The organism is Ruegeria sp. HKCCA5491, from assembly GCF_013034565.1.
GTDB lineage: Bacteria > Pseudomonadota > Alphaproteobacteria > Rhodobacterales > Rhodobacteraceae > Ruegeria.
Genome location: NZ_WQGG01000016.1, coordinates 53,867 through 76,050, shown reverse-complemented (window position 1 = coordinate 76,050; position 22,184 = coordinate 53,867). Strand labels below are relative to the sequence as shown.

The window sequence follows — 22,184 nt, the reverse complement described above, 5'->3', positions numbered from 1 at the left end:
CTGAGTGGACGCAGGATTTAGACATGACAGCCCCGGACCCCAACGCGGCGAAAACGAACGATCTTATCAATTGGCTGGTATCGCGCGGCCTAGCTGGTGCCGAAAAGGAAGAGCTTCTGGACGGGTACTGTACGCGCCTTGTCGATATGGGAGTGCCGCTGATGCGGTTTCACGCGGCGCAATCCGCGTTGCACCCGGTTTATGGCGGTACAGGCTATAGCTGGTACCAGGGGCGCGGCGGGGATTATCAAAAGTTCGAGTACTCGGAAGATGTCAGCGAGGATTGGCAGCAAAGCCCGCTTTTTGCCATTCTCAACGAAGATGTCGAGGTTGTGCATGAACGCATGGTGGATCAGAACGAACCCAGCCGGTTTCCCCTGATCAATGATCTCAGAGAGAGTGGGGCGACCGAATATTACGCGCGTGGGGTGACGTTTGATGTCCCGACCCATAACGCGCCGCGGGACGCCAAGAAGCCTGTGGATGGGGTGTTGCTGTCCTGGACGTCCAACGCACCAGAAGGGTTCCGTGACGGCGATCTGGAGTTGATAAATACCGCGTTGCCCCATTTGGGGTTGGCCCTGAAATCGGCGTCGAATGCGCGGGTATCAAAGGACCTGATGCGTGTCTATCTGGGGCGCGAAGCCGGTCGTCGTGTTCTTTCGGGCGAAATACGGCGAGGGTCTTTGCAGCAGATTGATGCCGTGATCTGGAACTTTGATCTGGAGGGGTTCACCAGCCTGTCCGAAGAATTGCCGGGCAGCGAAATTATCGACATGCTGAATGACTACCTGGCTGTGGCCGTCGGAGTGGTGCATGACAATGACGGAAACATCCTGAAGTTTATGGGCGACGGGCTGATGGCCATGTTCGACGTGGGCGAAATTGACGAAGACGCCCGTGCGGCCTTGAAGGCCGTGCCTATGCTGCAGGAACGCATCAGGACGCTGAACGAAGAGCGCAGCGCCGCTGGCCTTCCGGTTGCCAATTTCACGCTGGCCCTTCACGCGGGTGAGATTTTATACGGCAACATCGGGTCGGAAAGCCGCCTTGATTTCACTGTGATCGGGCCTGCGGTAAATCAGACGGCAAGGATCGCAGGTATGCACCGGTCGCTGGGTCAGCGCATTCTGATTTCAGACGATGTGGCGCAAGCGGCTATGCCCTGCAGTCAGGATTTGATCTCGGTCGGTCGTTACATGCTGCGCGGCGTGGCGGAACCGAAAGAGCTGTTTACCGTGTACAACGGTTAAAAGTCGATCTCGACGCCCGGCAGGTTCAGCTCTTTCATCATGTCACGCAGTTCCTGACGCGCGGCGATGTTCGAGATGTTGAGCTGCTTGACCCCGATATCCTTGAGGTCCAGCAAGGTCAGGCCACGTGGGAACAACTCGCGGAAAATCACGCGTTCGGAAAAGCCCGAGGCGACGCGGAAGCCAATGCGCTGCGATAGCATCTCGATCGCGCGTTGCATCTTTTCCTTGTTGACCATGCGCTGCGTGCCTACACGGTTGCGCACGACAACCCAGTCGATCGGTTTCAAACCCGCCTGCGCGCGCAACTGACGTGCGTTCCAGACCATCTCGGAATAGACCGACGGGCCGAGGATTTTCTCGCCCTTTGAATCAATCCGCGCCAGCAGGTCAAAGTCGATGAAGCTGTCATTCAGCGGCGTGATTAGCGTATCGGCCAGCGAATGCGCCACTTGGCTAAGACGTGTATGCGAGCCGGGGCAGTCAATCAGGATGAAATCGCTGTCGCTTTCCAATTCGGCAACTGCAGCAGACAGGCGGTGGTCATAGATGTTCTCGCCCGGCTTCAATTTGGTCGCGTCGATCTCGGGCAGGTCGTGGTGACGCGGTGTCGGCAGGGTCAGGTCCGAATTTTTAAGGAAATTAGAGCGATTTTCGAAATAGCGCCCCAAGCTGCGCTGCCGAAGATCAAGGTCTAGCGTGCTGACCTTATGGCCCAACCGTGCCAGTGCTGTGGCGACGTGCATCGAAACGGTCGACTTGCCTGCGCCGCCCTTTTCGTTCCCCACTACGATGATATGTGCCATGCCTGTATTCCCACATCCCGCCGTGTTTGACCACACGTTGTTGAAAACCACTATATGTTGTGGAAACGGGGAAGGGAAGAACCCGAAACACTGTGAACGCGCAATAAAATTCGCTGTTGCTGAAATCTCAGGGTGGATTTGGTCGCGCGCTTGCCAAACATTGCCACCTGTTTCACTGTCAAAATTACGAATTTGGATCAGGGGCTTGCAGTGGACCATCTGTTTCTGAATGTGCTGAACGTGGTCCTTCCCGTGCTGATCTGCGCCGGGATCGGGTACAGCCTGGCGTTGTTCAAAGCCCCGTTCGACAACAAGGTCATCGGTGGGATTGTGTCTCGGGTTGGGTATCCGACGCTGATCATCTCGCACCTTTCGACGACAAAGATCGCAGTGGCCACGTTCTTGGACGTGATGGCTGCGGCGGCGCTGGCGATTGCAGGCTTTGGCGCATTGGGGTTTGTGGCGCTCAGGGCCATGCGCCTGCCGGTTCGCGCGTTTCTGGCGCCCTTGATGCACGGCAATGTCGGCAATATCGGTCTGCCGATTACGCTTTTGGCGCTGGGCGACGCTGGGATGGCCTATACGATGGGATTTGTGGTGGTCGTCCTGATCAGCATCTTCACCGTGGGTATGTGGATTCCGGCAGGTGAATTTTCCCCGAAGAAACTGGCCACGTCCCCGATCATCTACGCGGTTATTGTTTCACTGGCGCTGATGGCGACGGGGTACAGCCTGCCGCAACCTGTGGCCAAGTCGTTTGATCTTCTTGGCGGTCTTTCCATCCCGCTGATGCTTTTGACACTTGGTCACACGCTGGCAAGCCTTCAGGTGCACCGCCTCGGCCGCGCTGTGATCCTGACCGTGTTGCACCTGATTATGGCGACTGTGATAGCAACCGCTTTGGTTTGGGCATTCGGCTTTACCGGGGCAGAGCGCGGGGCGGTTATCCTTTGCTGTCTGATGCCGTCATCGGTGGCGACCTACCTGTTTATTGATCAGCACATGCCGGAATACGGCCCGGACGTGGCCGGATTTATTCTGGTATCCACACTGGCAACGATCGTCGTTTTGCCGTTGGCCCTGTCCTATTGGATCTGAGGCTGTGCGCTGGGCAGAAACCTGCTAAGGTGTTGATGTGGCGTCCCAAAGACGTCAGGTGGGTTTGAGGGCGGAGCGATGTCACAGACGAATTCACATCCCAATGGCGCACGGGTTGTTCTGGCTATGACCGCGATCTGCATGATGGTTGTTGGGTTCAACACCACGGCAGTCGCGACCATCCTGCCCAACCTCAAGGCCGAGTTCGACCTGACCCCGTCGGGCCTGCAATGGGTTATGGCGACTTACACCGTCGCCAGCGCCACCTTGGTGACTATCGTCAGTCGGTTGGGGGATATCACGGGCAAGATGGGCGTGTTCTTCTTTGGCATGGTCGTCTTCGCGGTTGGGTCCTCTCTTGTTCTTTTCGCCCAAGATGGCACGATGCTTTTGCTTGGGCGCGGCGCACAAGGGGCGGGCGCTGCGGCGTTGTTTGGCACTTCTCTGTCGTTGTTGACTGCGGCGACGCCCGAGGAACAACGCGCCAGCGTGACCGGAGCCTGGGGCGCCATCGTAGGCTTGGCAATTGGCGTTGGTCCAATTGTTGGTGGTGCCTTTGCCCATTACGTCAGTTGGCGCGCCGTGTTTGCAACCGATCTGATCCTTTTGGTGATCGCGTTTGTCATCGGTTTGAACGTCAGCAAGCAAAAATATGTCCCGGATACGCGTCTGGCCGGGGCGCGGTTCGATTTTCTGGGGGCCATTGCAATCCTGCTGTTTCTGGGGCCGTTGTCTTTTGCGCTCAGCAACGGGGAAAGCAACGGTTGGGGCACGCCCATGACGCTGGTGCCGCTGGCCGTCGCAGCGCTGGCAACTGTCGGTATTGTTCTCGCAGCGCGCCGCAGTGATGATCCGCTGATCGAGCTGAGGTATTTTCGCCATCCACGCTATTTCATGGCCGCGGCAGGGATGTTTTTCACCGGCTTCACGCTGTTTGGGTTCTTTGTCTATTTTAACACTTTCGTACAGTCGCCGGACGCCTTTGGGTATTCCTCCGTAGGCGCCGGGCTTGCGATCATGCCGCTCAGCCTTAGCATGTTCGTGATTTCGGTCACGGCACCGCGGTTTCTGGCCCCCTACAGCTTCCGGTGGCCCGTTGTCATCGGATTGGGGGCGATGGCGTGCGGGTTCCTGTTGCTGATGGCCACAACGAATAACACGCAGTATGGCGAAATCTGGTGGAAGCTAATGGTCGTTGGGATCGGGCTGGGCATCTGTTTCTCGCTTTTGCCGCGCCTCGGCCTGCGACTGCTGCCGGAAGAGCATGTGGGGCAGGGGTCGGGCGTGATAAACGCATGTCTCTATTTTGGGGCAACTCTGGGGGCGGTCGTGTGCGGACTTGCCGAAGCGATCACCACCCGTCGCGGCCTGTCTGAGGTGATTAACGCCTTGCCCGCAGGCTCGACGCAGCGCGAAGATCTGGCCCATGCGCTGACGCACGGTACGCCCAACCAGATTCAGCAGTTGATCGCCGGGATGGATCCGCAAAGTGGAACGGCATTGGCCAAAGCCTTGCGGGATTTGCAGGACAACGCCTTTGACAGCGCGATGATGATCACGGCCATTGCTGCACTGATTGGAATGGTGCTGGCGCTGCTGCTGCTGCGTGGGCCGGTGCCGCCATTGCACAGCGCGGCCGGGTTAACGCGTAAGGCGCAGTAAGCAGGCTCTGGATGCCTCCTCGGGTTTTTTCGTCGCCTGCGCTGACACTATAGTTCTTTGTGCAGATAGCAGCGTCCAAAGACCCTTGCTGTGTCGGAAAAAGAAAAAGGCCGCCCGAAGGGACGGCCTTTTGCAATTGAACCGGGTTAGGCTTAGAAGCCTAGACCTTCGTATTTCTTCTTGAACTTCGACACGCGGCCGCCGGCGTCCATCAGGCGCGCGCCGCCACCGGTCCATGCGGGGTGCACGGAGGGGTCGATTTCCAAGGCCAACTGGTCGCCTTCGGCGCCCCAGGTGGATTTCATCTGAACCACGGTGCCATCGGTCAGTTTGACGTCGATGATGTGGTAGTCGGGATGGATGTCTTTTTTCATCTTTCCGCTCCTTACGCCTCGGCGCCAGCCTTGGGCTTGTAGTTGGTGACCTCTGCGATACGTGCGGATTTACCGCGACGGGTGCGCAGATAGTACAGTTTGGCGCGACGGACGCGACCGCGGCGGACAACGGTGATGCTGTCGATGTTGGTCGAATGCAGCGGGAACACACGCTCCACGCCTTCGCCGAACGAAATTTTGCGGACGGTGAACGAACCGGCGATGCCGCTGCCACCTTTGCGCGCGATGCAGACACCTTCGTAGTTCTGCACACGGGTACGCGACCCTTCGGTCACTTTAAAGCCGACACGGATGGTGTCACCGGCTTTGAAATCGGGGATATCTTTCCCCAGGGCGGCAATCTGTTCCGCCTCAAGCTGTGCGATCAAGTCCATCGCATTCACTCCTATCTGCTCGTGGTTGGTCCACGAAGTTTGGGCACGGGCTGAGAGCTCTTGGTCTTCACCGGGTCCTGCGTACAGCCCGCCAGAGGTCAGATCGAATGTTCCTTGGTGCGGTTTGTTCCGCCGCGCCGGGGCCGAAGAAAGCCGGGCGTCACGACATGGACCAAACCAAAACACCGGAGTCGCGCAAATGCGGCACCGGATTGCGGTCGTTTAAGGGCTTTGAACGCAGGGATCAAGCCCAAATCGTCATATTTTACAGGGCCGGTTGGTGAGTTTTCGCCACCCAAAAACAACACCGTTGCCTTACGGGGTCGATCAGGCATTCTGGAAGGCAATTATACGAGCAGAAATTTATACAGGAACAGATCATGCGCACAGCTCTGATGCTGGCATTCATTGCCTTTGCGACCCTGTCTTGCGGTCGCAACAGCCCTCCGCCGCAGCAGGTCGAGGCCAAAGCCTTTCTGGATACAACGTCGCCTTCGGTGGTCTTCCCATCCTTTGGCGATGCCGACCCCCATGACTGGGAGGGGCGGCATCCCGGTCAATACCCGGTGCACGGGCTGGACGTGTCGCGGTGGCAGGGGCCAATCGACTGGCGGCGCGCCAAGGCGTCAGGTGTCAGCTTCGTATTCATCAAGGCCACCGAGGGCGGGGACGTCGCAGACCCGATGTTTGAAGCGCATCGCGGCGGCGCGCGCGCGGCTGGGGTACCATGGGGCGCGTATCACTATTACTATTTCTGCCGTCCCGCCCATGAGCAGGCGCGCTGGTTCATCCAGAACGTGCCCCGAGGATCAGACCTGCCGCATGTGCTGGACATGGAGTGGACGCCGCATTCCAAGACCTGCACTTTGCGCCCCGATGGCGCAACCGTTCGGGCCGAGGCACAGCGGTTCCTTGATATTTTGGAACGTCACTATGGGCGCCGTCCGATCGTCTATACGACCGTGGATTTCTATGGCGATACAGAAATCGGCCGCCTGCCAAAGACCGAATTCTGGCTGCGGTCTGTCGCGGGGCATCCGCGCACCGTTTATCCCAAAGCGGTCTGGCGGTTTTGGCAGTACACCGGAACCGGGCTGGTTCCCGGCGTAGATGGGCCGGTGGATATCAATACGTTCAATGGCCCGCCCGATATCTGGACGCGGTGGAAAGCAGGTTAGTCGCGCGACTTGCGATAGGCGTCCCACAGGTCGGGCCGGCGTTCGCGGGTGATCTGCTCGGACATGTCGTGCCGCCAATCAGCGATGCGACCGTGGTGACCGGACATCAGGATATCGGGGATTGCACGCCCCTTCCATTCGGCGGGGCGAGTATATTGCGGGTGTTCCAACAGCCCGGATGAAAAGCTTTCCTCCTCGGCTGAGGCTTGGTTGCCCAAAACGCCGGGGATCAGACGCACCGTTGCGTCAATCAGCGCCTGAGCGGCGATTTCGCCGCCTGTCATGACAAAATCGCCCAACGAGACCTCCTGAACGCCGTAATGCTCAAGCACACGCTCGTCCACGCCCTCAAACCGACCGCAAAGCAGGGTCATGCCGTCACAACGCGCAAGGTTCTGCATCATGCGCTGGTCCATCCGGCGTCCGCGCGGGCTGAGATAGATCAACGGCCAATTCCCACGCACCCCCGCCATCGTATGTTCAATCGCCTCGCCCAAAACATCGGCGCGCAGAACCATTCCTGCGCCGCCTCCGGCTGGGGTGTCGTCCACATTGCGGTGCTTGCCAACGCCGAACTGACGCAGGTCGATTGTCTCTAGCTGCCACAACCCTTCTTGCAATGCTTTGCCAGTCAGACTTTCGCCCAGCACACCGGGAAAGGCCGACGGGAACAGCGTGATGATCTTTGCTTTCCACACGCCGTGCAGGTCCGGTGTTGGGGTCAGCAGTTCACGCGGTTTCAGGGTCGGTCGGATCGCCTTGCGACCGTGGGACTTTGAAGGTTTGTCAGTCATATCGTGCCAATCAGAGCCTTTTGCGCGTGTTCGACGATGGCCTTCTTTTGCGCGACCAGAGCGGCCTCGTCCAGACGAGAACGATTCAGGTCCAGCAATTCTGCCAGAACGTCCTCTGGCAGTCTGGGGTTGGAGTGTGCAGGCGGGGCCAGCAGGTTGGCTTTTTCTTGGTGCAGGTCCAGAAAATCTGCAAAAGGCGCACCCGGGCCAAACCGCAGCTTTTGCAAATCTTCCAGCCACTCGGACAGAACCGTGACATTCGGAAGCGCTTCGCTAATCCGGTCCACTGTGGCTTGCAGCGGGGCGAGGGTCTCCATGCTTTCGCAATATGTTTCGAGATCCTGCACTTGACGCATACGTTGCAGATCGTGCGCCCAAAGGCTGCGCAGCCAGCTTCCGCGCTGCCGAAGGGACAGGTAGACGGTAATCTCGACCTCTTGCCCGGAAAACCTATGCCGGACAGCGTTCACAAGGCTGGCCGCAAGCTCGGGCGCGGCGGCGTAACCTTGTTCCAGATTACGGCTGGGACGGAGGCCCGCGAAATTCTCTTCGCTGACAATCAACCCGCGCTTTTCACCGAAATCGAGCGTATCCAGAAAGGCCGATATCTGGCGTTCGAACTCTGAAAGAGTCCCGGCCAGCCCATAGACGGAATGATTGGTGGCGGCCCGTGAAAGACCGGAATTGCGCGTGCGGTAAGGAAGCACCAGCGCAAAGTGGGGCCAGATCAGTTCGCGGTTTTCGAAAAGAAAAGACTGTGCAGCTGTAGTGCCTGTTTTATGTAAACCCAAATGCAGCAGGATTCGCCGCATCAGATCAAACCTTCAGGGGGATCGGCGACGATACGGCCTTTTTCAAGGTCAACGGTCGGAACGGCCTCAAGCGTGAAAGGCAGCAGGACGGTGGATTTCAGCCCCGACCCGTGCAATTCCAACAAATCAGCGGCGCCGTGGTTTTGCACCGACTTTACCCGGCCCAGCAGGGTGCCGCCGGTGTCATAGACCTCAAGCCCGATCAGGTCGGTATGATAGAACTCATCATCCGGCAATGAAGGCAATTGATCACGGCGCGCAAACAGGCGCAGACCCTTCAGCGCATCAGCCTGTTCCTTGGTCTCGATGCCGCCCAACCGGGCAGCGAAACCATTCTTGATCAAACGGGTCAGGACCAGAGGGTACCGCTCGTCGCCCGCCTCGTTGGTCAGGGGCGAATAGGCTTCGATATCTTCGGGGACGGCGCAGTAGCTTTTCAGCCGCACTTCGCCGCGCACGCCATACGACCCGGCAATACTGCCGACGCAGATCAGATCACTCATTTGTCCCATCCGTCACACATAGCCCGTCTTCCCATTGCCCGCGTGTTTCGCACACCTCGCGCTGGTTCGAGCGTTCGAAGAACACGCCGACAATAAAGGCGATCATCATCAGAATGGGAAGGCGTAACAATCCGAACATCTGCTTAGCGCACCTCGACAGGCAGGCTGTCGTTGCGGTTTTCCCATCCGACTTGCTCCAGTTCGGGCGTGTCCGATACGTCTTTGGGATATCCAACGCAGAAATAACCGATCAGCCGCCAATCATCAGGCACATCCAGATCGCGCGCCATCTGGTCAGGGTCAAGAATGGACACCCAGCCCAGCCCCAGCCCCTCAGCCCGCAAAGCCAGCCAGAACAGGGTTATGGCTGAAACTACGGAATAGCGCCGCATCTCGGGCATTGTGCCTGCGCCCAGACCTTGCCCCTTGTCGGTGGCGTCGTCGCAGAACACGGCCAGTTGCACCGGGGCCTCTTGCATCCCCGACAGTTTCAGGCGGCTGTATAGCTGCGCCTTTTCGCCAGAATAGCCTTCCAACGCCTGCGCGTTGGCGGTTTGAAAATTTCGCAGCGCCGCGTCGCGCGCGGGCTGACTTTCGACGCGGATCACGCGCCAGGGTTCGCTCAGCCCCACCGAAGGGGCCAACCGAAACGCGTCGAGGCAGCGCGTCAGCACTGCCTCGTCAATGGCGTCGGTGCGGAACCGGCGCACATCACGCCGGAGCCGCAGCAACAGGTCAAACTGCGTGCGAAAATCGTCGGTGAACGTCTGATCCCGCACGCGCCCGCCTGCTTATTCTTCTGCAGCCGCTTCTTCAGCCGGTGCAGCAGCAGCTTCTGCCGCTTCAGCAGCCTTGGCCGCTTTTTCTTCGGCGCGCTCTTGGGCTTTCTTGCCCGGGGTACCCTTGTTGGGGTTGTTGCGCTCGGCTTTGTCACGGGTGCCGGCAGCTTCCAGCATACGTGCGATCCGGTCGGTGGGCTGGGCGCCCTGATCCAGCCAGTACTGGATGCGCTCCATGTTCATTTTCACGCGCTCTTCGCTGTCTTTGGGCAGCAGCGGGTTGTAGGTGCCCAGTTTCTCGATGAAACGGCCGTCGCGGGGCATACGGCTGTCGGCCGCCACGATGCGGTAGAAAGGACGCTTTTTCGAGCCGCCGCGAGCGAGACGAATTTTCATTGCCATGGTGGTATCTCCTTTGAATGGCATCACGCCAGAGGCGTGTATTTTTTAAAGACCGGGGTCTTGTCCGGCTATTCTTGGTATTTGTGGAAACGGCAGGTTATTCCTGATGTTTCCGGTGGTGTCGGATGACTTCCTGAATGATGAAATTCAGAAAAGCCTTGGCGAAGTCAGGGTCCAGATCGGCCTCTTTCGCCAGGTCTTCTAACCGAGCGATCTGCGCGGCTTCGCGCGTAGGATCGGACGGGGGAAGGTCGTGTTCTGCCTTGAGCTTGCCAACGGCCTGCGTGTGCTTGAACCGCTCGCCCAGCGTATAGACAAGGATCGCATCCAGCCGGTCGATGCTTTCGCGATGCTCTTTCAACAGCGTGGCAGCCTGTGTCACGGGGTTGGTCATTGGGCGGTCCTCTCAGGCGTCAAAGCAGGGTCGGAAATATCGAGTTTCGGGTGCCGCCAAACCTGGCAGGGGGTGCCGACAACCTCGCCTTCGCGCTCGTACGTGGCACCAAGACGTTCCGCAAGCGCGCGCGAGCGGTCATTGTCATGGGCGATGTACGAGATCGGAGCGTTCAAACCCTGATGGCGTGCGGCATAGGCGCGGGCTGCTTTTGCGGCTTCAAAAGCGATGCCTTTGCCTTCGAACCCGTCCATGACGACCCAACCCAGTTCGGGTTCGTCCCAGCCCGGCGCGTTGATCATTCCTGTCCAGCCCGCAAACGCGTTGCTGGCCTTCTCGACGATATGCCAGCCGCCATAACCCAGCACCGCCCAGTGCCCGAACCGCCCCATGAACGAACGCCATGTTTCCAGCGCCGTTTTGGGGCCGCCGACCATGCGGCTGCGTTCGGATGCAAAGAATGCTGTCATCGCAGGCAAATCGTCTTGATGAGGGGCGCGCAGGATCAGATTATCGGTCTCGACAGTGGGGATGGTGAAAGAGGTCATGCGTAAGCCTCCATCCCGCCTTGCAGCTCATCCGGGTGAGGATGGCGATACACAACATCCGCAGGGTCCGGGCGCGCTGAGGATTTGTCTTCGATCGCACCCAAACGTTTTGCCAAAGCAATCGAGCGCGCGTTGTCGTTGTCGATATAGCTGACCAACGTGCTAAGCCCTGTATTTTCAAAGGCCCAATCGCGCGCCGCGCAAGCCGCCTCAAACGCTAGTCCTTGACCCTCAAAGCCTGGGAAGATGCACCACCCCAATTCCACTTCGGGGAAACGCGGCGGTTTGTTGACGCCAACCTGCCCAATGAGTTCGCCAGTTTCGGTCAGATCTACGGCCCAACTGCCATAGCCCAGCCATTGCCAACTGGTGACTTCCGCACCCAGCCAACGCCACAAATCGTCATCTGAAATGGGCCCACCCATATACTTTGCCCACTCCGACGCGAATAGCGCAGCCATTGGCTTGAAATCCTCAAGCCGATGATGGCGCAGCGTCAGGCGCGCAGTGGTTATGGTGGGGGCGACGGTCACAGTTTACTTCTTCTTCCCAAAGCCGCTGAGGCCCGGAGGCAGCGCCATGCCGCCACCCATTCCGGGCATGCCGCCGGGCATCTTGCCCATCGCCTTTGCCGCCTGTTCCAGTGCCTTGGGGTCCATGCCCGCAGCCATTTCCTCGGGCGAGGGGCCGCCTTTGCCGAACATGCCTTTCATGGCCTGTTTCAGCATCTTGCCTTTGCCCATCTTGCCCATCTTTTTCATCATGTCCGACATCTGCCGGTGCATCTTGAGCAGCTTGTTGAGGTCGCTGACTTCCATCCCCGAACCCGCCGCGATCCGCTTTTTGCGGCTGGCCTGCAATAGCTGCGGATTGGCGCGCTCGCGTTTGGTCATCGACTGGATCATGGCGATCTGGCGCTTGAGCACCTTGTCGTCCATGCCTGCTTCTTCGACCTGCTTGGCCATTTTGCCCATGCCCGGCATCATGCCCATCATTCCCTGCATGCCGCCCATCTGGATCATCTGCTCTAGCTGCATTTTCAGGTCGTTCATGTTGAACTGACCCTTGACCATGCGCTTCATCATGCGCTCGGTCTGTTCCATCTCCATCGTTTCCTGGGCCTTTTCGACCAAGGCAACGATGTCGCCCATGCCCAGAATACGACCGGCGATCCGGTCCGGCTCGAAGGTTTCGAGCGCGTCCATTTTTTCGCCCAGGCCGACAAAGCGAATGGGCTTGCCAGTGACCGCGCGCATCGACAGCGCCGCACCACCGCGCCCGTCGCCGTCCATACGGGTCAGGACCACGCCCGAGATGCCGACCTTGGCGTCGAACTCTTCGGCGACTTCAACGGCGACCTGACCGGTCAGACCGTCGACGACCAGCAAGGTCTCGCGCGGATCGACCGCGTTGCGGACCTGCTCGACCTCGTCCATCAGGACTTCGTCGATATGCAGTCGACCCGCGGTGTCCAGCATGTAGACGTCATAGCCGCCTAGCGTCGCCTGCTGTTTGGCACGCTTGGCAATGTCGACGGGTTTCTGGCCCGGCACGATTGGCAGGGTATCGACGCCGACCTGCGTGCCCAGAACGGCCAACTGATCCATCGCCGCCGGGCGATAGACGTCGAGCGAGGCCATCAGGACCTTCTTGCCCTCTTTCTCTTTCAGGCGCTTGGCCAGCTTACCGGTGGTGGTCGTCTTACCCGAGCCTTGCAGGCCGACCATCAGGATCGGGGCGGGCGGGTTGTCGATCTTCAGTTTGCCGGGGTCTTCTTCGCCCCGCAGGGTATCGACCAGCGCGTCATGTACGATCTTGACGACCTGCTGACCGGGGGTGATCGACTTGGTGACGGCCTGACCGGTTGCCTGTTCCTGTACCTTCTTGACGAATTCACGTGCAACCGGCAGCGAGACATCGGCCTCAAGAAGCGCAACGCGAACTTCGCGCAGAGCGGTCTTGACGTCTTCTTCAGACAGCGCGCCCTGTTTGGTCAGCCGGTCAAAGACGCCAGAAAGGCGTTCGGATAGATTTTCAAACATGCCTTCGGCCTCCTTAGCCGGTTATCTGGTGGCGCTTCTCAGATAAGAAGCACGGGTTAAATGCACAATTGCCCCCTCCCACTGAATTAGACGTGGGGGTAATGCCAAATGGCATTGCCCCCACGGGCGAAACTCGCTGGTGGGGGGCGATCCCTGAACGACTCAAGGGACCGGAAGGTCAGACGCTTCCGGATGTTTGGATGGGGCTTTAGGCCGATTGATCGTCAGAGTCAACCGCGCGTGCTGGAAGCCAATCATTGACGGCATCGACCATCCGATGAGACCCGTGCCCGCTGACATAGGCGCTGACGATGGGGTGGCGTCCCGCGCTCATGCCTTGGTCGAGGATCAAGACGGGCCGGTGCATCGTGCTGGAGCCGTTGTTGCCGTTCGACGTAGTGGTCTCGACCTCGGCATGTGAAAGGTTGGACAAAACATGCCGTACCGTTTCATAGCCAAAGATGGATTGCCGCCGGATCAGAATGCTGTCGGTTTTGCGGTCCAGAATGACCTGCACGCGGCGAACAAATACGCAGAACGCAATAAATCCCATGCCGCCGCCAAACAGCGCGACGAAAATGCCGGACCGGTCGCCTTCGGCAATCATCGACAGGCCAGCCCCGACAAAGCAGAGAATGAAGAAGACCAGCATAATGCCAATCAGCCACGGCCTGTTGGACAGGATCAGTTGGTTTGGTGTCTTGCACGTCACTTTCATGGCCGGACGCTAACATTGAAATCCCATGCTGTCGTGGCTTGAAATTACCGCCACGGTACGCGATGAGCGCAAAAAATTCAGGAGAGTATCATGGACGCCTCATCTGCCTTTCAGGATACATTGCCGCTCAGCTCTGACGCGTTGCTGGCCAAATTGGATGAGTGGGGGCTGGCCTACAGGCTGCACACCCATGTCCCTCTGCGCACGGTGGAGGAGTCAAAGGCGGTTGAAGATCAGTTCATGGTCCCCGGTGAGAGCGCGCTGCGCCTGAAAAACCTTTATCTGCGCGATAAGAAAAAGCGGAACTATCAGGTGACGTTGGAACAAAGCCGAGACATAGACCTTAAGGCGTTGGGCGCGGAACTGGGCGTTGGGAACCTTTCGTTCGGTTCGGCGGATCGGCTGATGCAGAACCTTGGAATTCGGCCCGGCGCGGTCAGCCCGCTGGCGATGATAAACGGTGTGGAAAACAACGTCCGGTTCTTTATGGATGCAGCGGGGCAGCAGGCCGACGTGATTTATATGCACCCGCTGGTCAACGACCGCACCGTTGCAATGGCGCGCGGGGACCTGATGGCGTTTTTCGACCGGATCGGCTGTGACGTGACTTGGCTGCCCTGATCAGGCTCCAAGTGCCTCTTTTAACGCTGCTGCGACATGCGCTGCCGAGGGATTGACGAATAGATGCCCGTCCGCCTCGAACACGGCGTCGTCCAGATTGTCGGGGAAGGCCAGCGGCAGTTCGGTGCAGGCCAGTAGGATCGCGGTTCCGGGCTTGGCGTGTTTGTTGCAATAGGCCACCAGCCGGGCCCGCGCCGTTTCTGATGCGCCGCCGTAGAAATCCGTGTCGATCATATTCTGCATCTCGGCAATCTCGGCGTCCGGCAGGGGCGCGTTGGCATTAATCTGGGCCTTGGCCAACCTATCGGCATAGTTCGATGCCTGCATCGTAACAGTCGTGCCCAGAACCAGGGCCTGCGTGGGTTCGGTTGCGGCGGTTGCTTCGGCTGCGGCGTCGAAGATACTGAGGATCGGCATGGAAACGCCCTGCCGGATCGCGTGCAGGCGCATGTGCGGCGTGTTGGAGGCGATAATGCCGAAATCGCAACCCGCATGTTCCAGGGTCAGCAAGGCATCGCGAAAGACGGCGTCAAAGGTGGCCCAGCTTTCCTCATCCCCGGCGAGGCCTCTCAATGAGCGGGTCTTGGCCTGTGTGACAGATTCGATTGTCATGGGCGGGATCGGCAGGGGGGATTCATGACCACGCTCTGCAAAATATTGCCCGGCGCCTTGCGCGATGGCCCTGTAATAATCAACGGTTGAGGCCCAGCCCACACCGCCCAAAATTCCGATTTTCTTCATAATAAACGTCCAGTCTGCGCAATCGTGTTCAATTGCAGACTGGACGTTTGAATATGCAAAGACCAGAGGTCAATCAGGCGGCCAGTTCTGAAACAGCCTGACGCGCGTTGTCCAGCGTGGCTTCGGGGTCCAGTGCCATCTGATCAGCGGCAATAACATCGACAGCGTGAATGCCGATAAAGCCCAGCACGTGTTTGGCATAGTCAGTGGCAAAGTCTATGTCTGACCCCACAGCCGTTCCGCCCGACGCGATGGCCAGTACAGCGCGTTTGCCTTCCAATAGGCCTTTGGGGCCGTTCTCGGTATAGGAAAAGGTCAATCCAACCCTGGCAACAAGGTCTATCCAAGCTTTGAAGGCCGCCGGGACCGAGAAGTTATAGATCGGTAGGCCGATGACGATCGTATCCGTCTGCTGCAACTCTGCTACCAGTTCGTCAGACAGGGAAAGTTGGTCACGCTGAACTTCGTCGCGCTGATCGGCTGGGGTAAAGTTCGCAGCAATCCAGTCCTCGGTCAAAAGCGGCAGCGGAGTCGCCAGATCACGGCGAATGATACGTCCGGCGTTCAGGTGTTTCACGATCCGGTCGGACAAGTCACGGGTGGTAGATCCTTCGCGGCGGGCCGAGGCGTCTATATGCAGGATGGTCTTGGTCATTGGGTTCAGTCCTGATTGAGTAAGGTTTTTCGCTCTGATCCCAATATGATTGTTGCGTCTACGAACAAAACTCTGATACTCCAACAGTGAATGTTGAAATTTGCACAATGGAACCGATGCAATGGACAATTGGGATGAGGTGAGAACCGCCTATCAGGTCGCGCGAATGGGTACGGTCAGCGGCGCGGCCGAAATACTGGGTGTGCATCATGCCACGGTCATCCGGCATATCGATGCAATCGAGGCGCGGTTGGGGATCAAACTGTTCCAGCGTCATGCGCGCGGCTACACCCCCACTGAGGCCGGGGAAGACCTGCTGCGCGTCGCGCAGGCAACCGAAGATCAGTTCAACCAACTGGTCGGGCGCATGAAAGGTCGCGGGGATGATGTGTCGGGCGAGTTGGTTGTAACGTCACTGTCTTCTTTGGCACCCTTGGTCGTTCCGGTCCTGAGCGAGTTTCAACGCGTGCACCCGGACCTGATCGTGCGCTACCTGACCGGCGACAGGTTGTTTCGATTGGAATACGGCGAGGCGCATGTGGCCATCCGTGCGGGCTCGGCTCCTGATCAGCCAGACAATGTTGTGCAACCTTTCATCACGCAGGAAGTCGGTCTCTATGCCAGTAGGGATTATATTGACCGATACGGCAAGCCGGCGACCATCGAGGATTTTGCAAACCACTACTTCGTCAGCACGGATGATGAAAACAGCCGCGCTCCGTTTTCACGCTGGTTACGTCAGACAGTGCCGGTCGAACGGATCACGTTCCGCTGCACGAACAACTTTTGCATTCGCGAGGCTGTGCTGTCCGGCGCAGGTATAGGTTTCATGGCCCGGTGGGAGGCCGCTCGCGATCCGAGTCTGGTCGAGGTCATTAAGCCGATGCCGGAATGGTTCGGCAATTTGTGGCTGGTCACTCATGTTGACCTGCATCGCACGACCAAGGTGCAGGCGTTCCTGACCTTTTTGAAAGAACAATCCAAAAGTTGGTTGCCATGAGCCCGCAAGCCCGTGGCCATTTGGCCATGCTTATTTTTTCAGCGTTGGTGGCGGGCAGTTTCTCATTGGGTTCCATGATCGCCAACAAAATTGCCCCCGAGGTGGTTACGGCGGCACGGTTCGCAATTGCTGCGGTAGTGATCGGGGTTGCTGCGTTTTTGACAACCGGTCTGCCGCGCAGCGCAGCACGAGCGCCCTGGCGCTATCTGGTGCTGGGCGGGCTATTTGCCACCTATTTCGTTCTTATGTTCCATGGCCTGAAAACAGCCCCACCTGTCAGTGCCGCAGCCGTCTTTACCCTGACGCCGGTTCTGTCCGCCGTGGCGGGCTGGGTTTTGCTTCGACAAGTGACCACACCCCGAATGGCGTTGGCGCTTACCATCGGGGCAGTCGGCGCGCTGTGGGTTATTTTCAGGGCGGATTGGCAGGCATTTACGGCCTTCCAGATCGGGACCGGAGAAATCATCTATTTCTGGGGGTGCGTCGCGCATGCGATCTACACACCTATGGTGCGCAAGCTCAACCGCGGTGAACCGGCGGTCGTGTTTGCATTTGGTACGATATTGGCAGGGTGCCTGATGCTGACGCTGTATGGCTGGTCCGACATTCGTGCAACCGATTGGGCAAACCTGCCAATGATCGTTTGGGCCGGATTGCTGTACGTCTCGATTTTTGCCACGGCGGCTAGTTTTGTGCTGGTTCAGTTCTCGGCCCTGCACCTGCCGTCCGCTAAAGTGATGGCATACACGTATCTTGTGCCCAGTTGGGTGATCCTGTGGGAAATTGCGCTTGGAAATGGTGTCCCGGCTGCATTGATCCTGGTTGGTGTGGTTCTGACCTGTGCCGCGTTGCTCATGCTGTTGCGTCCGGACGAGGTACCTGATGCAAAGCCCGCTCTTGAGGCAGATCAAAGCTGATACATGCGGGTTTTCCTATGCTCGAGCCAAGGAGGGTTGCACCATGTATAACCACATCATGTTTCCGGTTGACCTGCATTTGCCGCCCGAGGTTCGCAAAGCCGCAAATGTCGCCGCCGAAATTGCCAAGTGGCAAGGTGCCAAGATCACAGTTGTGAGCGTCACGGGAACCCAGCCCGGTGACCCCGTCCAAACAGACGCCACAATCGGCGATAACCTACGGGAATTTGCGGATCATCTGGCCAAGAACAGCGGCACAGAAGTCGCCTTTCAAAATATCCATTCGGTTGACGTCGCGGTCGAGGTGGACGCAGATCTGGCCAAGGCAGCGGAAGACATCGGTGCGGACCTGATCATGGTCGGCACACATGCGCCCCGTATCATGGATTATATCCTATCAAGCCACGCCGGGTATCTGGCCAAGCACGCCCGCGTTTCCGTCTTTGTCGTGCGGTGACTGCGTTATTCTTCTGCAGTCGGTAGCTCGACTTCGAGGAACCGTTCGAACGCGTCTAGGTTTACCGGCTCGAACTGTCCAAACCCTTGCATCCAGACCGACGCGGCCCTCAGCGCGTCGGGCTCAAGCTTACACCACTTTACCCGCCCGCGTTTTTCCTGACTGATCAACCCGGCCTTGGTCAGGATCACCAGATGTTTCGAGATCGCCGCTAAGGACATCTCGAACGGTTCGGCTACGTCGGTCACGGCCATGTCGTCCTCAAGCAACATCGCAAGGATGGTGCGGCGGGTGGGGTCGGCGAGGGCGGCAAAGACTGTATCGAGATCGTTGGACATGGTTCCGCTGAACCACAGCGCCCGGGTTTGGTCAACCATTTGGTTGAATATGCGATTTCAGCGGTTTTGAGCGCAAGTCGTCCGGTGCGGCTGACGTGTCAGGCTGGTGGCGTGAAGGAAAATGAATTAAAAACAAATACTTAAATTGATCTTATCCGAGCGTTCAATGCCGTTGACTCTGCACGCCGTGCCCCTTAGCACCCTACCCAAGACTGTGCGAAGGAAACGCCCGTGACTGATGATGACCAAAAGCAGCGTATGGCGCAGCTTGAGGCCAAGATCGACGCGGCGAAAAAGGCCAAAGAGCCACCCAAGCGCGCAGACAGTGACATATCCGGCGGCGAGCTTGCCTGGAGGATGGTCATCGAAATGGTATCCGGTCTGGGGATCGGATTTGGCATCGGATACGGGCTGGACAGCCTGCTCGGGACGATCCCGATCTTTCTGGTGCTGTTCACATTGCTGGGCCTTGTCGCGGGCGTGAAGGTTATGCTCCGCAGCGCGAAAGAGGTTCAAGAGAAACAAGCGGCGGCGACGGCTGCCGAGAAGGACGAGAGGGACTGAACGTGGCAACTGAGACCACCGCAGCAGAAGGCAGCAGCCTGGTATTCCACCCAATGGATCAGTTCATCGTCAAACCGCTGTTTGGCGACGGTGCAGTTGGCATGTTCACCATCACCAACGTGACCCTGTGGCTGTTCTTTGCGATCGCCGCGGTTGTTCTGCTGCTGGTTCTGCCGACATCAAAGCGCGCGATTGTTCCGACACGTATGCAGTCGGTCGCAGAATTGACCTACGGTTTCGTCTACAAGATGCTGGAAGACATCTGCGGCAAGGAAGGCGTCAAGTTCTTCCCTTATGTCATGACCCTGTTCATGTTCATTGTCTGCGCCAACTTCCTGGGCCTGATCCCGACCTCGTTCACCACAACCTCGCATTTCGCGGTCACTATCCCGCTGGCGCTGGCCGTGTTCCTGACCGTGACCGTTCTGGGCTTTGTCAAAAACGGTGCCGCGTTCCTGGGCCTGTTCTGGGTCTCCAGTGCGCCTCTGGCGCTGCGCCCGATCCTGGCGATCATCGAGCTGATCTCGTACTTCGTGCGCCCCGTCAGCCACTCCATTCGTCTTGCCGGTAACGTCATGGCAGGCCACGCGGTGATCAAGGTGTTCGCAGGCTTCGCTGCGGTCGCCGTGATCTCACCCGTGTCCGTTCTGGCGATCACCGCAATGTATGGCCTCGAGGTCCTGGTGGCCTTCATTCAGGCCTACGTTTTCACCATTCTGACCTGTGTTTATCTGAAAGATGCGCTGCATCCGTCGCACTAAGGTCCGAACACCCAACATCGAAACTTCCAATTCGTAAGGAGATACATCATGGAAGGCGATCTCGCACACATCGGCGCAGGCCTGGCAGCAATCGGTTCCGGCGCAGCCGCAATCGGGGTGGGCAACGTAGCAGGCAACTTCCTGGCCGGCGCCCTGCGCAACCCTTCGGCGGCTGCTTCGCAGACCGCAACCCTCTTCATCGGTATCGCATTCGCAGAAGCCCTGGGGATCTTCGCATTCCTGGTCTCGCTGCTGCTGATGTTCGCCGTATAATCTGCGGAACCTGATCCTTACGCGCAGGTGGGCCCAAGCCATAGCGGTCCACCTGTTGTAAAGACAAGTTTCCGACGGAGGATATCATGGCGACTGAACCCCTTACAAAAGAGGTAGCTGGCTCGTGCGTCGACTCCTATGGCTCTGCCATCGGGATGCCGCAGCTCTGCTTCGATTGGTTCCCCAACCAGATTTTCTGGCTGGTCATTACGCTGGTCGTCATCTTTCTGGTCCTGTCTCGCGTGGCTCTGCCCCGCATCGCGGCAATCCTGGCTGAACGTCAGGGGACCATTACAAATGACCTGGCTGCGGCCGAAGATCTGAAGGCCAAGGCGGTCGAGGCCGAAGAGGCCTATAACAAGGCGCTGGCCGATGCCCGTTCTGAGGCACAGCGTATCGCAGCGGAAGCCCGTGCTGAAATTCAGTCCGGTCTGGATGACGCGATTGCCAAGGCGGACGCGGAAATCGCTGCAAAGGCGGCTGAATCGGAAAAGGCAATCGCCGAAATCCGTGCAGGTGCGCTGGAAAGCATTCAAGTGGTTGCCAAGGATACGGCGGCTGAACTGGTTACTGCACTGGGCGGCGAGGCGGATGCCAAAGCCATCGACAGTGCAATTGACGCGCAGACGAAAGGATAAGTGACATGCGGAATACTCTTGCCCTTATCCTGACCGTCGGTGCAGCTAGCCCGGCGTTTGCGGCCAAAGGTCCGTTCTTCTCGCTTGGCAACACGGATTTTGTGGTCCTTCTGGGCTTCATCGTGTTCATCGCGGTCCTGTTCTATTTCAAGGTCCCCGGCATGATCGGTGGCGCGTTGGACAACCGTGCCGAGGGCATCAAGTCCGAACTGGACGAAGCCCGCGCCCTGCATGAAGAAGCGCGCAGCCTGCTTGCCTCGTATGAGCGTAAGCAGCGTGAAGTGCAAACGCAGGCAGACGCTATTGTTGCGGCGGCCAAGGACGACGCGGCTCTGGCTGCTGAACAAGCCAAGGTCGATCTGGAAAAATCCATCGCACGCCGCCTGGCGGCTGCGCAGGATCAGATTGCATCGGCTGAGGCTTCGGCTGTGAAAGAAGTCCGTGATCAGGCCATCACTGTTGCAGTTTCCGCAGCAAACACGGTTCTGGCCAAACAGATGACTGCTACGCAAGCCAACAAGCTTATCGACGCGGCAATCGCCGATGTGGGCGAAAAGCTGCACTAAGCTGTTGCGCAATCCGAACAAGAAACCCGGCCGTTGAGCCGGGTTTTTTGTTTGTCACAGTTCGGATGGGGTATTGCCACTCATTACCCCGGCAACCTGCTGAGGGCGCTTTCGTAATCCGGCGAGGCCACAAACAATTCCGGCAAATCCGCCAGTGCCCTGTCGATGGGGTCATAAACCTGAGCAGCCTTCGCCAAAACTTCGTCAGGGATAGACTTGCGCGCCCGTTCAGCCCGCTCTGGCAAAGTGAACTTCAATCCCAGAAAATCTTGGACATCTTCTTGTTTGCGCCAGATCGCATCGTAGCTGAGGCACAGAACAGGGACATCCTGAAACGTGCCCCATCGCCTCATCTGTTCGACTTGATTGAGAACATCAAATTCGAACAGATCATCGAATGTGCCCTTGGCATGAAGGTGTTCAAAGTGCTGGTCTACCCAATCCCGCCCAAATCTCTCCAACGCGGAATAGACGGAAAGGGCAGAGTCTTTCGTGCGGCCAAAACAGAACAGAACCTTGACGTTTTCGCGGCCCTTCAGGCCAGCCGGAAAATCATGGGTCTTGATCAGAGATCCCGCAGGCAATTCAGCCGTTGCCAATTCCGGTTCAAACCCTGCCTTTGGTTTTCGGAACCAGCGGCGACGCTTGCAGGCCACCCAAAGCGCGTCAAACATTAGCGTACTGCCCGATCTGCCATTGCTGGCCACAATTATGCAGGGGTCATCTTTGCTGTTCAGGCCGAAAGTAAGTTTGGACATGTTGATAATCAGGGTTCCCACACGGGTTCGGGGTCTACCGGCACTAGATGTCTAACTTTCGGCAAAAGGTCCAGCGATTAGCCGAAGTCTCGTGCCGGCCTGTCAGTCCGCGTGTGACTTTAAAGCTGCTCGGAAAC

The 22,184-nt window shown here is 58.2% G+C and carries 31 protein-coding genes; 13 read left to right on the top strand and 18 right to left on the bottom strand.

All coding sequences use genetic code 11. The features are described 5' to 3' along the window. The first annotated feature begins 23 nt into the window (after nucleotides 1-23). Nucleotides 24-1,253, top strand: a complete 1,230-nt coding sequence (locus tag GOV88_RS19015; protein WP_171241387.1) for an adenylate/guanylate cyclase domain-containing protein — start codon at nucleotides 24-26, stop codon at nucleotides 1,251-1,253. Here the strand turns inward: GOV88_RS19015 and GOV88_RS19010 are convergent. After that, a complete protein-coding gene (locus GOV88_RS19010; RefSeq protein WP_171125364.1) occupies nucleotides 1,250-2,059 on the bottom strand; it encodes a division plane positioning ATPase MipZ in 810 nt (269 codons plus the stop codon). The two genes, GOV88_RS19015 and GOV88_RS19010, sit on opposite strands and share 4 nt — an antisense overlap. A gap of 210 nt (nucleotides 2,060-2,269) precedes the next feature. On the opposite strand from GOV88_RS19010, the gene GOV88_RS19005 reads away from it, so the two are divergent. Together GOV88_RS19005 and GOV88_RS19000 are read left to right on the top strand one after the other, a co-directional pair. Beyond that, the gene (locus GOV88_RS19005) at nucleotides 2,270-3,157 is read left to right on the top strand and encodes an AEC family transporter (protein WP_171241386.1); all 888 of its coding nucleotides are present in this window, start codon (nucleotides 2,270-2,272) and stop codon (nucleotides 3,155-3,157) included. Nucleotides 3,158-3,235: 78 nt separating this feature from the next. Continuing rightward, a complete protein-coding gene (locus tag GOV88_RS19000) occupies nucleotides 3,236-4,819 on the top strand; it encodes an MFS transporter (RefSeq protein ID WP_171241385.1) in 1,584 nt (527 codons plus the stop codon). 152 nt (nucleotides 4,820-4,971) lie between these two features. Here GOV88_RS19000 and rpmE read toward each other — a convergent pair whose 3' ends face one another. Then, nucleotides 4,972-5,193 carry a 50S ribosomal protein L31 gene (gene rpmE, locus GOV88_RS18995; RefSeq protein ID WP_170388151.1) on the bottom strand — a complete coding sequence of 74 codons (222 nt, stop codon included), beginning with the start codon at nucleotides 5,191-5,193 and terminating at the stop codon, nucleotides 4,972-4,974. 11 nt (nucleotides 5,194-5,204) lie between these two features. Beyond that, on the bottom strand, nucleotides 5,205-5,588 hold the full coding sequence (rplS, locus tag GOV88_RS18990; RefSeq protein ID WP_039541573.1) for a 50S ribosomal protein L19: 384 nt from the start codon (nucleotides 5,586-5,588) through the stop codon (nucleotides 5,205-5,207). A gap of 380 nt (nucleotides 5,589-5,968) precedes the next feature. Between rplS and GOV88_RS18985 the strand changes: the two genes are divergently transcribed. Continuing rightward, nucleotides 5,969-6,766: a GH25 family lysozyme gene (locus GOV88_RS18985; protein WP_171241384.1), complete on the top strand. Its 798-nt coding sequence runs from the start codon at nucleotides 5,969-5,971 to the stop codon at nucleotides 6,764-6,766. Here the strand turns inward: GOV88_RS18985 and trmD are convergent. From trmD to GOV88_RS18930, 11 genes are all read right to left on the bottom strand, one after another. Then, nucleotides 6,763-7,560 (bottom strand): tRNA (guanosine(37)-N1)-methyltransferase TrmD, encoded by a 798-nt coding sequence (gene trmD, locus GOV88_RS18980; RefSeq protein ID WP_171126891.1) that lies wholly within the window; start codon nucleotides 7,558-7,560, stop codon nucleotides 6,763-6,765. The genes GOV88_RS18985 and trmD overlap by 4 nt on opposite strands. Beyond that, nucleotides 7,557-8,372, bottom strand: a complete 816-nt coding sequence (locus tag GOV88_RS18975; RefSeq protein ID WP_171241383.1) for a hypothetical protein — start codon at nucleotides 8,370-8,372, stop codon at nucleotides 7,557-7,559. The genes trmD and GOV88_RS18975 overlap by 4 nt, the downstream gene beginning before the upstream one ends. Next, nucleotides 8,372-8,875, bottom strand: a complete 504-nt coding sequence (gene rimM / locus GOV88_RS18970) for a ribosome maturation factor RimM (protein ID WP_171241382.1) — start codon at nucleotides 8,873-8,875, stop codon at nucleotides 8,372-8,374. Before rimM ends, GOV88_RS18975 begins: the two co-directional genes overlap by 1 nt. Continuing rightward, nucleotides 8,868-9,014, bottom strand: coding sequence for a hypothetical protein (locus GOV88_RS18965; protein WP_171125351.1), 147 nt, complete (start codon nucleotides 9,012-9,014; stop codon nucleotides 8,868-8,870). Before GOV88_RS18965 ends, rimM begins: the two co-directional genes overlap by 8 nt. Before the next feature lie 4 nt (nucleotides 9,015-9,018). Beyond that, entirely contained in the window at nucleotides 9,019-9,654 is a 636-nt protein-coding gene (gene bluB / locus GOV88_RS18960) for a 5,6-dimethylbenzimidazole synthase (RefSeq protein ID WP_171125350.1), read from the bottom strand. A 12-nt stretch (nucleotides 9,655-9,666) separates the two neighbouring features. Beyond that, nucleotides 9,667-10,056 (bottom strand): 30S ribosomal protein S16, encoded by a 390-nt coding sequence (rpsP, locus tag GOV88_RS18955; protein ID WP_170350323.1) that lies wholly within the window; start codon nucleotides 10,054-10,056, stop codon nucleotides 9,667-9,669. 97 nt (nucleotides 10,057-10,153) lie between these two features. After that, nucleotides 10,154-10,450, bottom strand: coding sequence for a chorismate mutase (locus GOV88_RS18950; RefSeq protein WP_170380494.1), 297 nt, complete (start codon nucleotides 10,448-10,450; stop codon nucleotides 10,154-10,156). Further along, nucleotides 10,447-10,998: a GNAT family N-acetyltransferase gene (locus tag GOV88_RS18945; RefSeq protein WP_171125348.1), complete on the bottom strand. Its 552-nt coding sequence runs from the start codon at nucleotides 10,996-10,998 to the stop codon at nucleotides 10,447-10,449. The genes GOV88_RS18950 and GOV88_RS18945 overlap by 4 nt, the downstream gene beginning before the upstream one ends. Further along, a complete protein-coding gene (locus GOV88_RS18940) occupies nucleotides 10,995-11,531 on the bottom strand; it encodes a GNAT family N-acetyltransferase (protein WP_171241381.1) in 537 nt (178 codons plus the stop codon). Before GOV88_RS18940 ends, GOV88_RS18945 begins: the two co-directional genes overlap by 4 nt. A 3-nt stretch (nucleotides 11,532-11,534) precedes the next feature. Continuing rightward, complete coding sequence (gene ffh / locus GOV88_RS18935; RefSeq protein WP_170418150.1) at nucleotides 11,535-13,040, bottom strand: signal recognition particle protein; 1,506 nt, start codon at nucleotides 13,038-13,040, stop codon at nucleotides 11,535-11,537. Between the two features lie 208 nt (nucleotides 13,041-13,248). Next, on the bottom strand, nucleotides 13,249-13,758 hold the full coding sequence (locus GOV88_RS18930) for a hypothetical protein (RefSeq protein ID WP_171241380.1): 510 nt from the start codon (nucleotides 13,756-13,758) through the stop codon (nucleotides 13,249-13,251). Between the two features lie 90 nt (nucleotides 13,759-13,848). Here GOV88_RS18930 and GOV88_RS18925 point away from each other — a divergent pair, with 90 nt between their 5' ends. Next, nucleotides 13,849-14,379 carry a prolyl-tRNA synthetase associated domain-containing protein gene (locus GOV88_RS18925; protein ID WP_171241379.1) on the top strand — a complete coding sequence of 177 codons (531 nt, stop codon included), beginning with the start codon at nucleotides 13,849-13,851 and terminating at the stop codon, nucleotides 14,377-14,379. Here the strand turns inward: GOV88_RS18925 and GOV88_RS18920 are convergent, their stop codons facing one another. Both GOV88_RS18920 and GOV88_RS18915 read right to left on the bottom strand, forming a co-directional pair. Continuing rightward, entirely contained in the window at nucleotides 14,380-15,120 is a 741-nt protein-coding gene (locus GOV88_RS18920) for an aspartate/glutamate racemase family protein (protein ID WP_171241378.1), read from the bottom strand. A gap of 73 nt (nucleotides 15,121-15,193) precedes the next feature. Further along, nucleotides 15,194-15,775, bottom strand: coding sequence for an FMN-dependent NADH-azoreductase (locus GOV88_RS18915; protein WP_171241377.1), 582 nt, complete (start codon nucleotides 15,773-15,775; stop codon nucleotides 15,194-15,196). A gap of 121 nt (nucleotides 15,776-15,896) precedes the next feature. Between GOV88_RS18915 and GOV88_RS18910 the strand changes: the two genes are divergently transcribed. From GOV88_RS18910 to GOV88_RS18900, 3 genes are read left to right on the top strand one after another with little or no spacing between them, the layout of a single operon-like run. Beyond that, nucleotides 15,897-16,775 (top strand): LysR family transcriptional regulator, encoded by an 879-nt coding sequence (locus GOV88_RS18910; protein ID WP_171126881.1) that lies wholly within the window; start codon nucleotides 15,897-15,899, stop codon nucleotides 16,773-16,775. Beyond that, nucleotides 16,772-17,692 (top strand): DMT family transporter, encoded by a 921-nt coding sequence (locus GOV88_RS18905; RefSeq protein WP_171241376.1) that lies wholly within the window; start codon nucleotides 16,772-16,774, stop codon nucleotides 17,690-17,692. The genes GOV88_RS18910 and GOV88_RS18905 overlap by 4 nt, the downstream gene beginning before the upstream one ends. A gap of 43 nt (nucleotides 17,693-17,735) precedes the next feature. Then, a complete protein-coding gene (locus GOV88_RS18900) occupies nucleotides 17,736-18,149 on the top strand; it encodes a universal stress protein (RefSeq protein WP_171241375.1) in 414 nt (137 codons plus the stop codon). A gap of 5 nt (nucleotides 18,150-18,154) precedes the next feature. Here the strand turns inward: GOV88_RS18900 and GOV88_RS18895 are convergent, their stop codons facing one another. After that, nucleotides 18,155-18,487 carry a metalloregulator ArsR/SmtB family transcription factor gene (locus tag GOV88_RS18895; RefSeq protein ID WP_171125509.1) on the bottom strand — a complete coding sequence of 111 codons (333 nt, stop codon included), beginning with the start codon at nucleotides 18,485-18,487 and terminating at the stop codon, nucleotides 18,155-18,157. A 231-nt stretch (nucleotides 18,488-18,718) separates the two neighbouring features. Here GOV88_RS18895 and GOV88_RS18890 point away from each other — a divergent pair, with 231 nt between their 5' ends. From GOV88_RS18890 to GOV88_RS18870, 5 genes are all read left to right on the top strand, one after another. Further along, nucleotides 18,719-19,051, top strand: a complete 333-nt coding sequence (locus GOV88_RS18890; RefSeq protein ID WP_171212633.1) for an AtpZ/AtpI family protein — start codon at nucleotides 18,719-18,721, stop codon at nucleotides 19,049-19,051. A 2-nt stretch (nucleotides 19,052-19,053) separates the two neighbouring features. Further along, complete coding sequence (locus GOV88_RS18885) at nucleotides 19,054-19,812, top strand: F0F1 ATP synthase subunit A (protein ID WP_171126877.1); 759 nt, start codon at nucleotides 19,054-19,056, stop codon at nucleotides 19,810-19,812. A 48-nt stretch (nucleotides 19,813-19,860) separates the two neighbouring features. Then, nucleotides 19,861-20,085 (top strand): F0F1 ATP synthase subunit C, encoded by a 225-nt coding sequence (locus GOV88_RS18880; RefSeq protein WP_005981269.1) that lies wholly within the window; start codon nucleotides 19,861-19,863, stop codon nucleotides 20,083-20,085. Between the two features lie 86 nt (nucleotides 20,086-20,171). Further along, nucleotides 20,172-20,723, top strand: coding sequence for a F0F1 ATP synthase subunit B' (locus GOV88_RS18875; RefSeq protein ID WP_171125327.1), 552 nt, complete (start codon nucleotides 20,172-20,174; stop codon nucleotides 20,721-20,723). Between the two features lie 5 nt (nucleotides 20,724-20,728). Beyond that, a complete protein-coding gene (locus GOV88_RS18870; RefSeq protein WP_171125325.1) occupies nucleotides 20,729-21,289 on the top strand; it encodes a F0F1 ATP synthase subunit B in 561 nt (186 codons plus the stop codon). Nucleotides 21,290-21,372: 83 nt separating this feature from the next. On the opposite strand, the gene GOV88_RS18865 is transcribed toward GOV88_RS18870, so the two are convergent. After that, a complete protein-coding gene (locus tag GOV88_RS18865; protein WP_171241374.1) occupies nucleotides 21,373-22,047 on the bottom strand; it encodes a hypothetical protein in 675 nt (224 codons plus the stop codon). Between the last annotated feature and the right edge of the window lie 137 nt (nucleotides 22,048-22,184).

Excerpts from the sequence above, each read along its gene's own strand:
- GOV88_RS19010 (WP_171125364.1), bottom strand. The coding sequence starts at position 2,059 with ATGGCACATATCATCGTAGTGGGGAACGAAAAGGGCGGCGCAGGCAAG.
- GOV88_RS18895 (WP_171125509.1), bottom strand. The coding sequence starts at position 18,487 with ATGTCCAACGATCTCGATACAGTCTTTGCCGCCCTCGCCGACCCCACC.
- GOV88_RS18870 (WP_171125325.1), top strand. The coding sequence starts at position 20,729 with ATGCGGAATACTCTTGCCCTTATCCTGACCGTCGGTGCAGCTAGCCCG.
- GOV88_RS18985 (WP_171241384.1), top strand. The coding sequence starts at position 5,969 with ATGCGCACAGCTCTGATGCTGGCATTCATTGCCTTTGCGACCCTGTCT.
- rpsP (WP_170350323.1), bottom strand. The coding sequence starts at position 10,056 with ATGGCAATGAAAATTCGTCTCGCTCGCGGCGGCTCGAAAAAGCGTCCT.
- rpmE (WP_170388151.1), bottom strand. The coding sequence starts at position 5,193 with ATGAAAAAAGACATCCATCCCGACTACCACATCATCGACGTCAAACTG.
- GOV88_RS19015 (WP_171241387.1), top strand. The coding sequence starts at position 24 with ATGACAGCCCCGGACCCCAACGCGGCGAAAACGAACGATCTTATCAAT.
- rplS (WP_039541573.1), bottom strand. The coding sequence starts at position 5,588 with ATGGACTTGATCGCACAGCTTGAGGCGGAACAGATTGCCGCCCTGGGG.
- GOV88_RS18930 (WP_171241380.1), bottom strand. The coding sequence starts at position 13,758 with ATGAAAGTGACGTGCAAGACACCAAACCAACTGATCCTGTCCAACAGG.
- GOV88_RS18915 (WP_171241377.1), bottom strand. The coding sequence starts at position 15,775 with ATGACCAAGACCATCCTGCATATAGACGCCTCGGCCCGCCGCGAAGGA.
- GOV88_RS18875 (WP_171125327.1), top strand. The coding sequence starts at position 20,172 with ATGGCGACTGAACCCCTTACAAAAGAGGTAGCTGGCTCGTGCGTCGAC.
- GOV88_RS18865 (WP_171241374.1), bottom strand. The coding sequence starts at position 22,047 with ATGTCCAAACTTACTTTCGGCCTGAACAGCAAAGATGACCCCTGCATA.
- GOV88_RS18965 (WP_171125351.1), bottom strand. The coding sequence starts at position 9,014 with ATGTTCGGATTGTTACGCCTTCCCATTCTGATGATGATCGCCTTTATT.
- rimM (WP_171241382.1), bottom strand. The coding sequence starts at position 8,875 with ATGAGTGATCTGATCTGCGTCGGCAGTATTGCCGGGTCGTATGGCGTG.
- trmD (WP_171126891.1), bottom strand. The coding sequence starts at position 7,560 with ATGACTGACAAACCTTCAAAGTCCCACGGTCGCAAGGCGATCCGACCG.
- GOV88_RS19000 (WP_171241385.1), top strand. The coding sequence starts at position 3,236 with ATGTCACAGACGAATTCACATCCCAATGGCGCACGGGTTGTTCTGGCT.
- GOV88_RS18945 (WP_171125348.1), bottom strand. The coding sequence starts at position 10,998 with ATGACCTCTTTCACCATCCCCACTGTCGAGACCGATAATCTGATCCTG.
- GOV88_RS18910 (WP_171126881.1), top strand. The coding sequence starts at position 15,897 with ATGGACAATTGGGATGAGGTGAGAACCGCCTATCAGGTCGCGCGAATG.
- GOV88_RS18880 (WP_005981269.1), top strand. The coding sequence starts at position 19,861 with ATGGAAGGCGATCTCGCACACATCGGCGCAGGCCTGGCAGCAATCGGT.
- GOV88_RS18950 (WP_170380494.1), bottom strand. The coding sequence starts at position 10,450 with ATGACCAACCCCGTGACACAGGCTGCCACGCTGTTGAAAGAGCATCGC.
- GOV88_RS18975 (WP_171241383.1), bottom strand. The coding sequence starts at position 8,372 with ATGCGGCGAATCCTGCTGCATTTGGGTTTACATAAAACAGGCACTACA.
- GOV88_RS18900 (WP_171241375.1), top strand. The coding sequence starts at position 17,736 with ATGTATAACCACATCATGTTTCCGGTTGACCTGCATTTGCCGCCCGAG.
- GOV88_RS18905 (WP_171241376.1), top strand. The coding sequence starts at position 16,772 with ATGAGCCCGCAAGCCCGTGGCCATTTGGCCATGCTTATTTTTTCAGCG.
- GOV88_RS18925 (WP_171241379.1), top strand. The coding sequence starts at position 13,849 with ATGGACGCCTCATCTGCCTTTCAGGATACATTGCCGCTCAGCTCTGAC.
- ffh (WP_170418150.1), bottom strand. The coding sequence starts at position 13,040 with ATGTTTGAAAATCTATCCGAACGCCTTTCTGGCGTCTTTGACCGGCTG.
- GOV88_RS18920 (WP_171241378.1), bottom strand. The coding sequence starts at position 15,120 with ATGAAGAAAATCGGAATTTTGGGCGGTGTGGGCTGGGCCTCAACCGTT.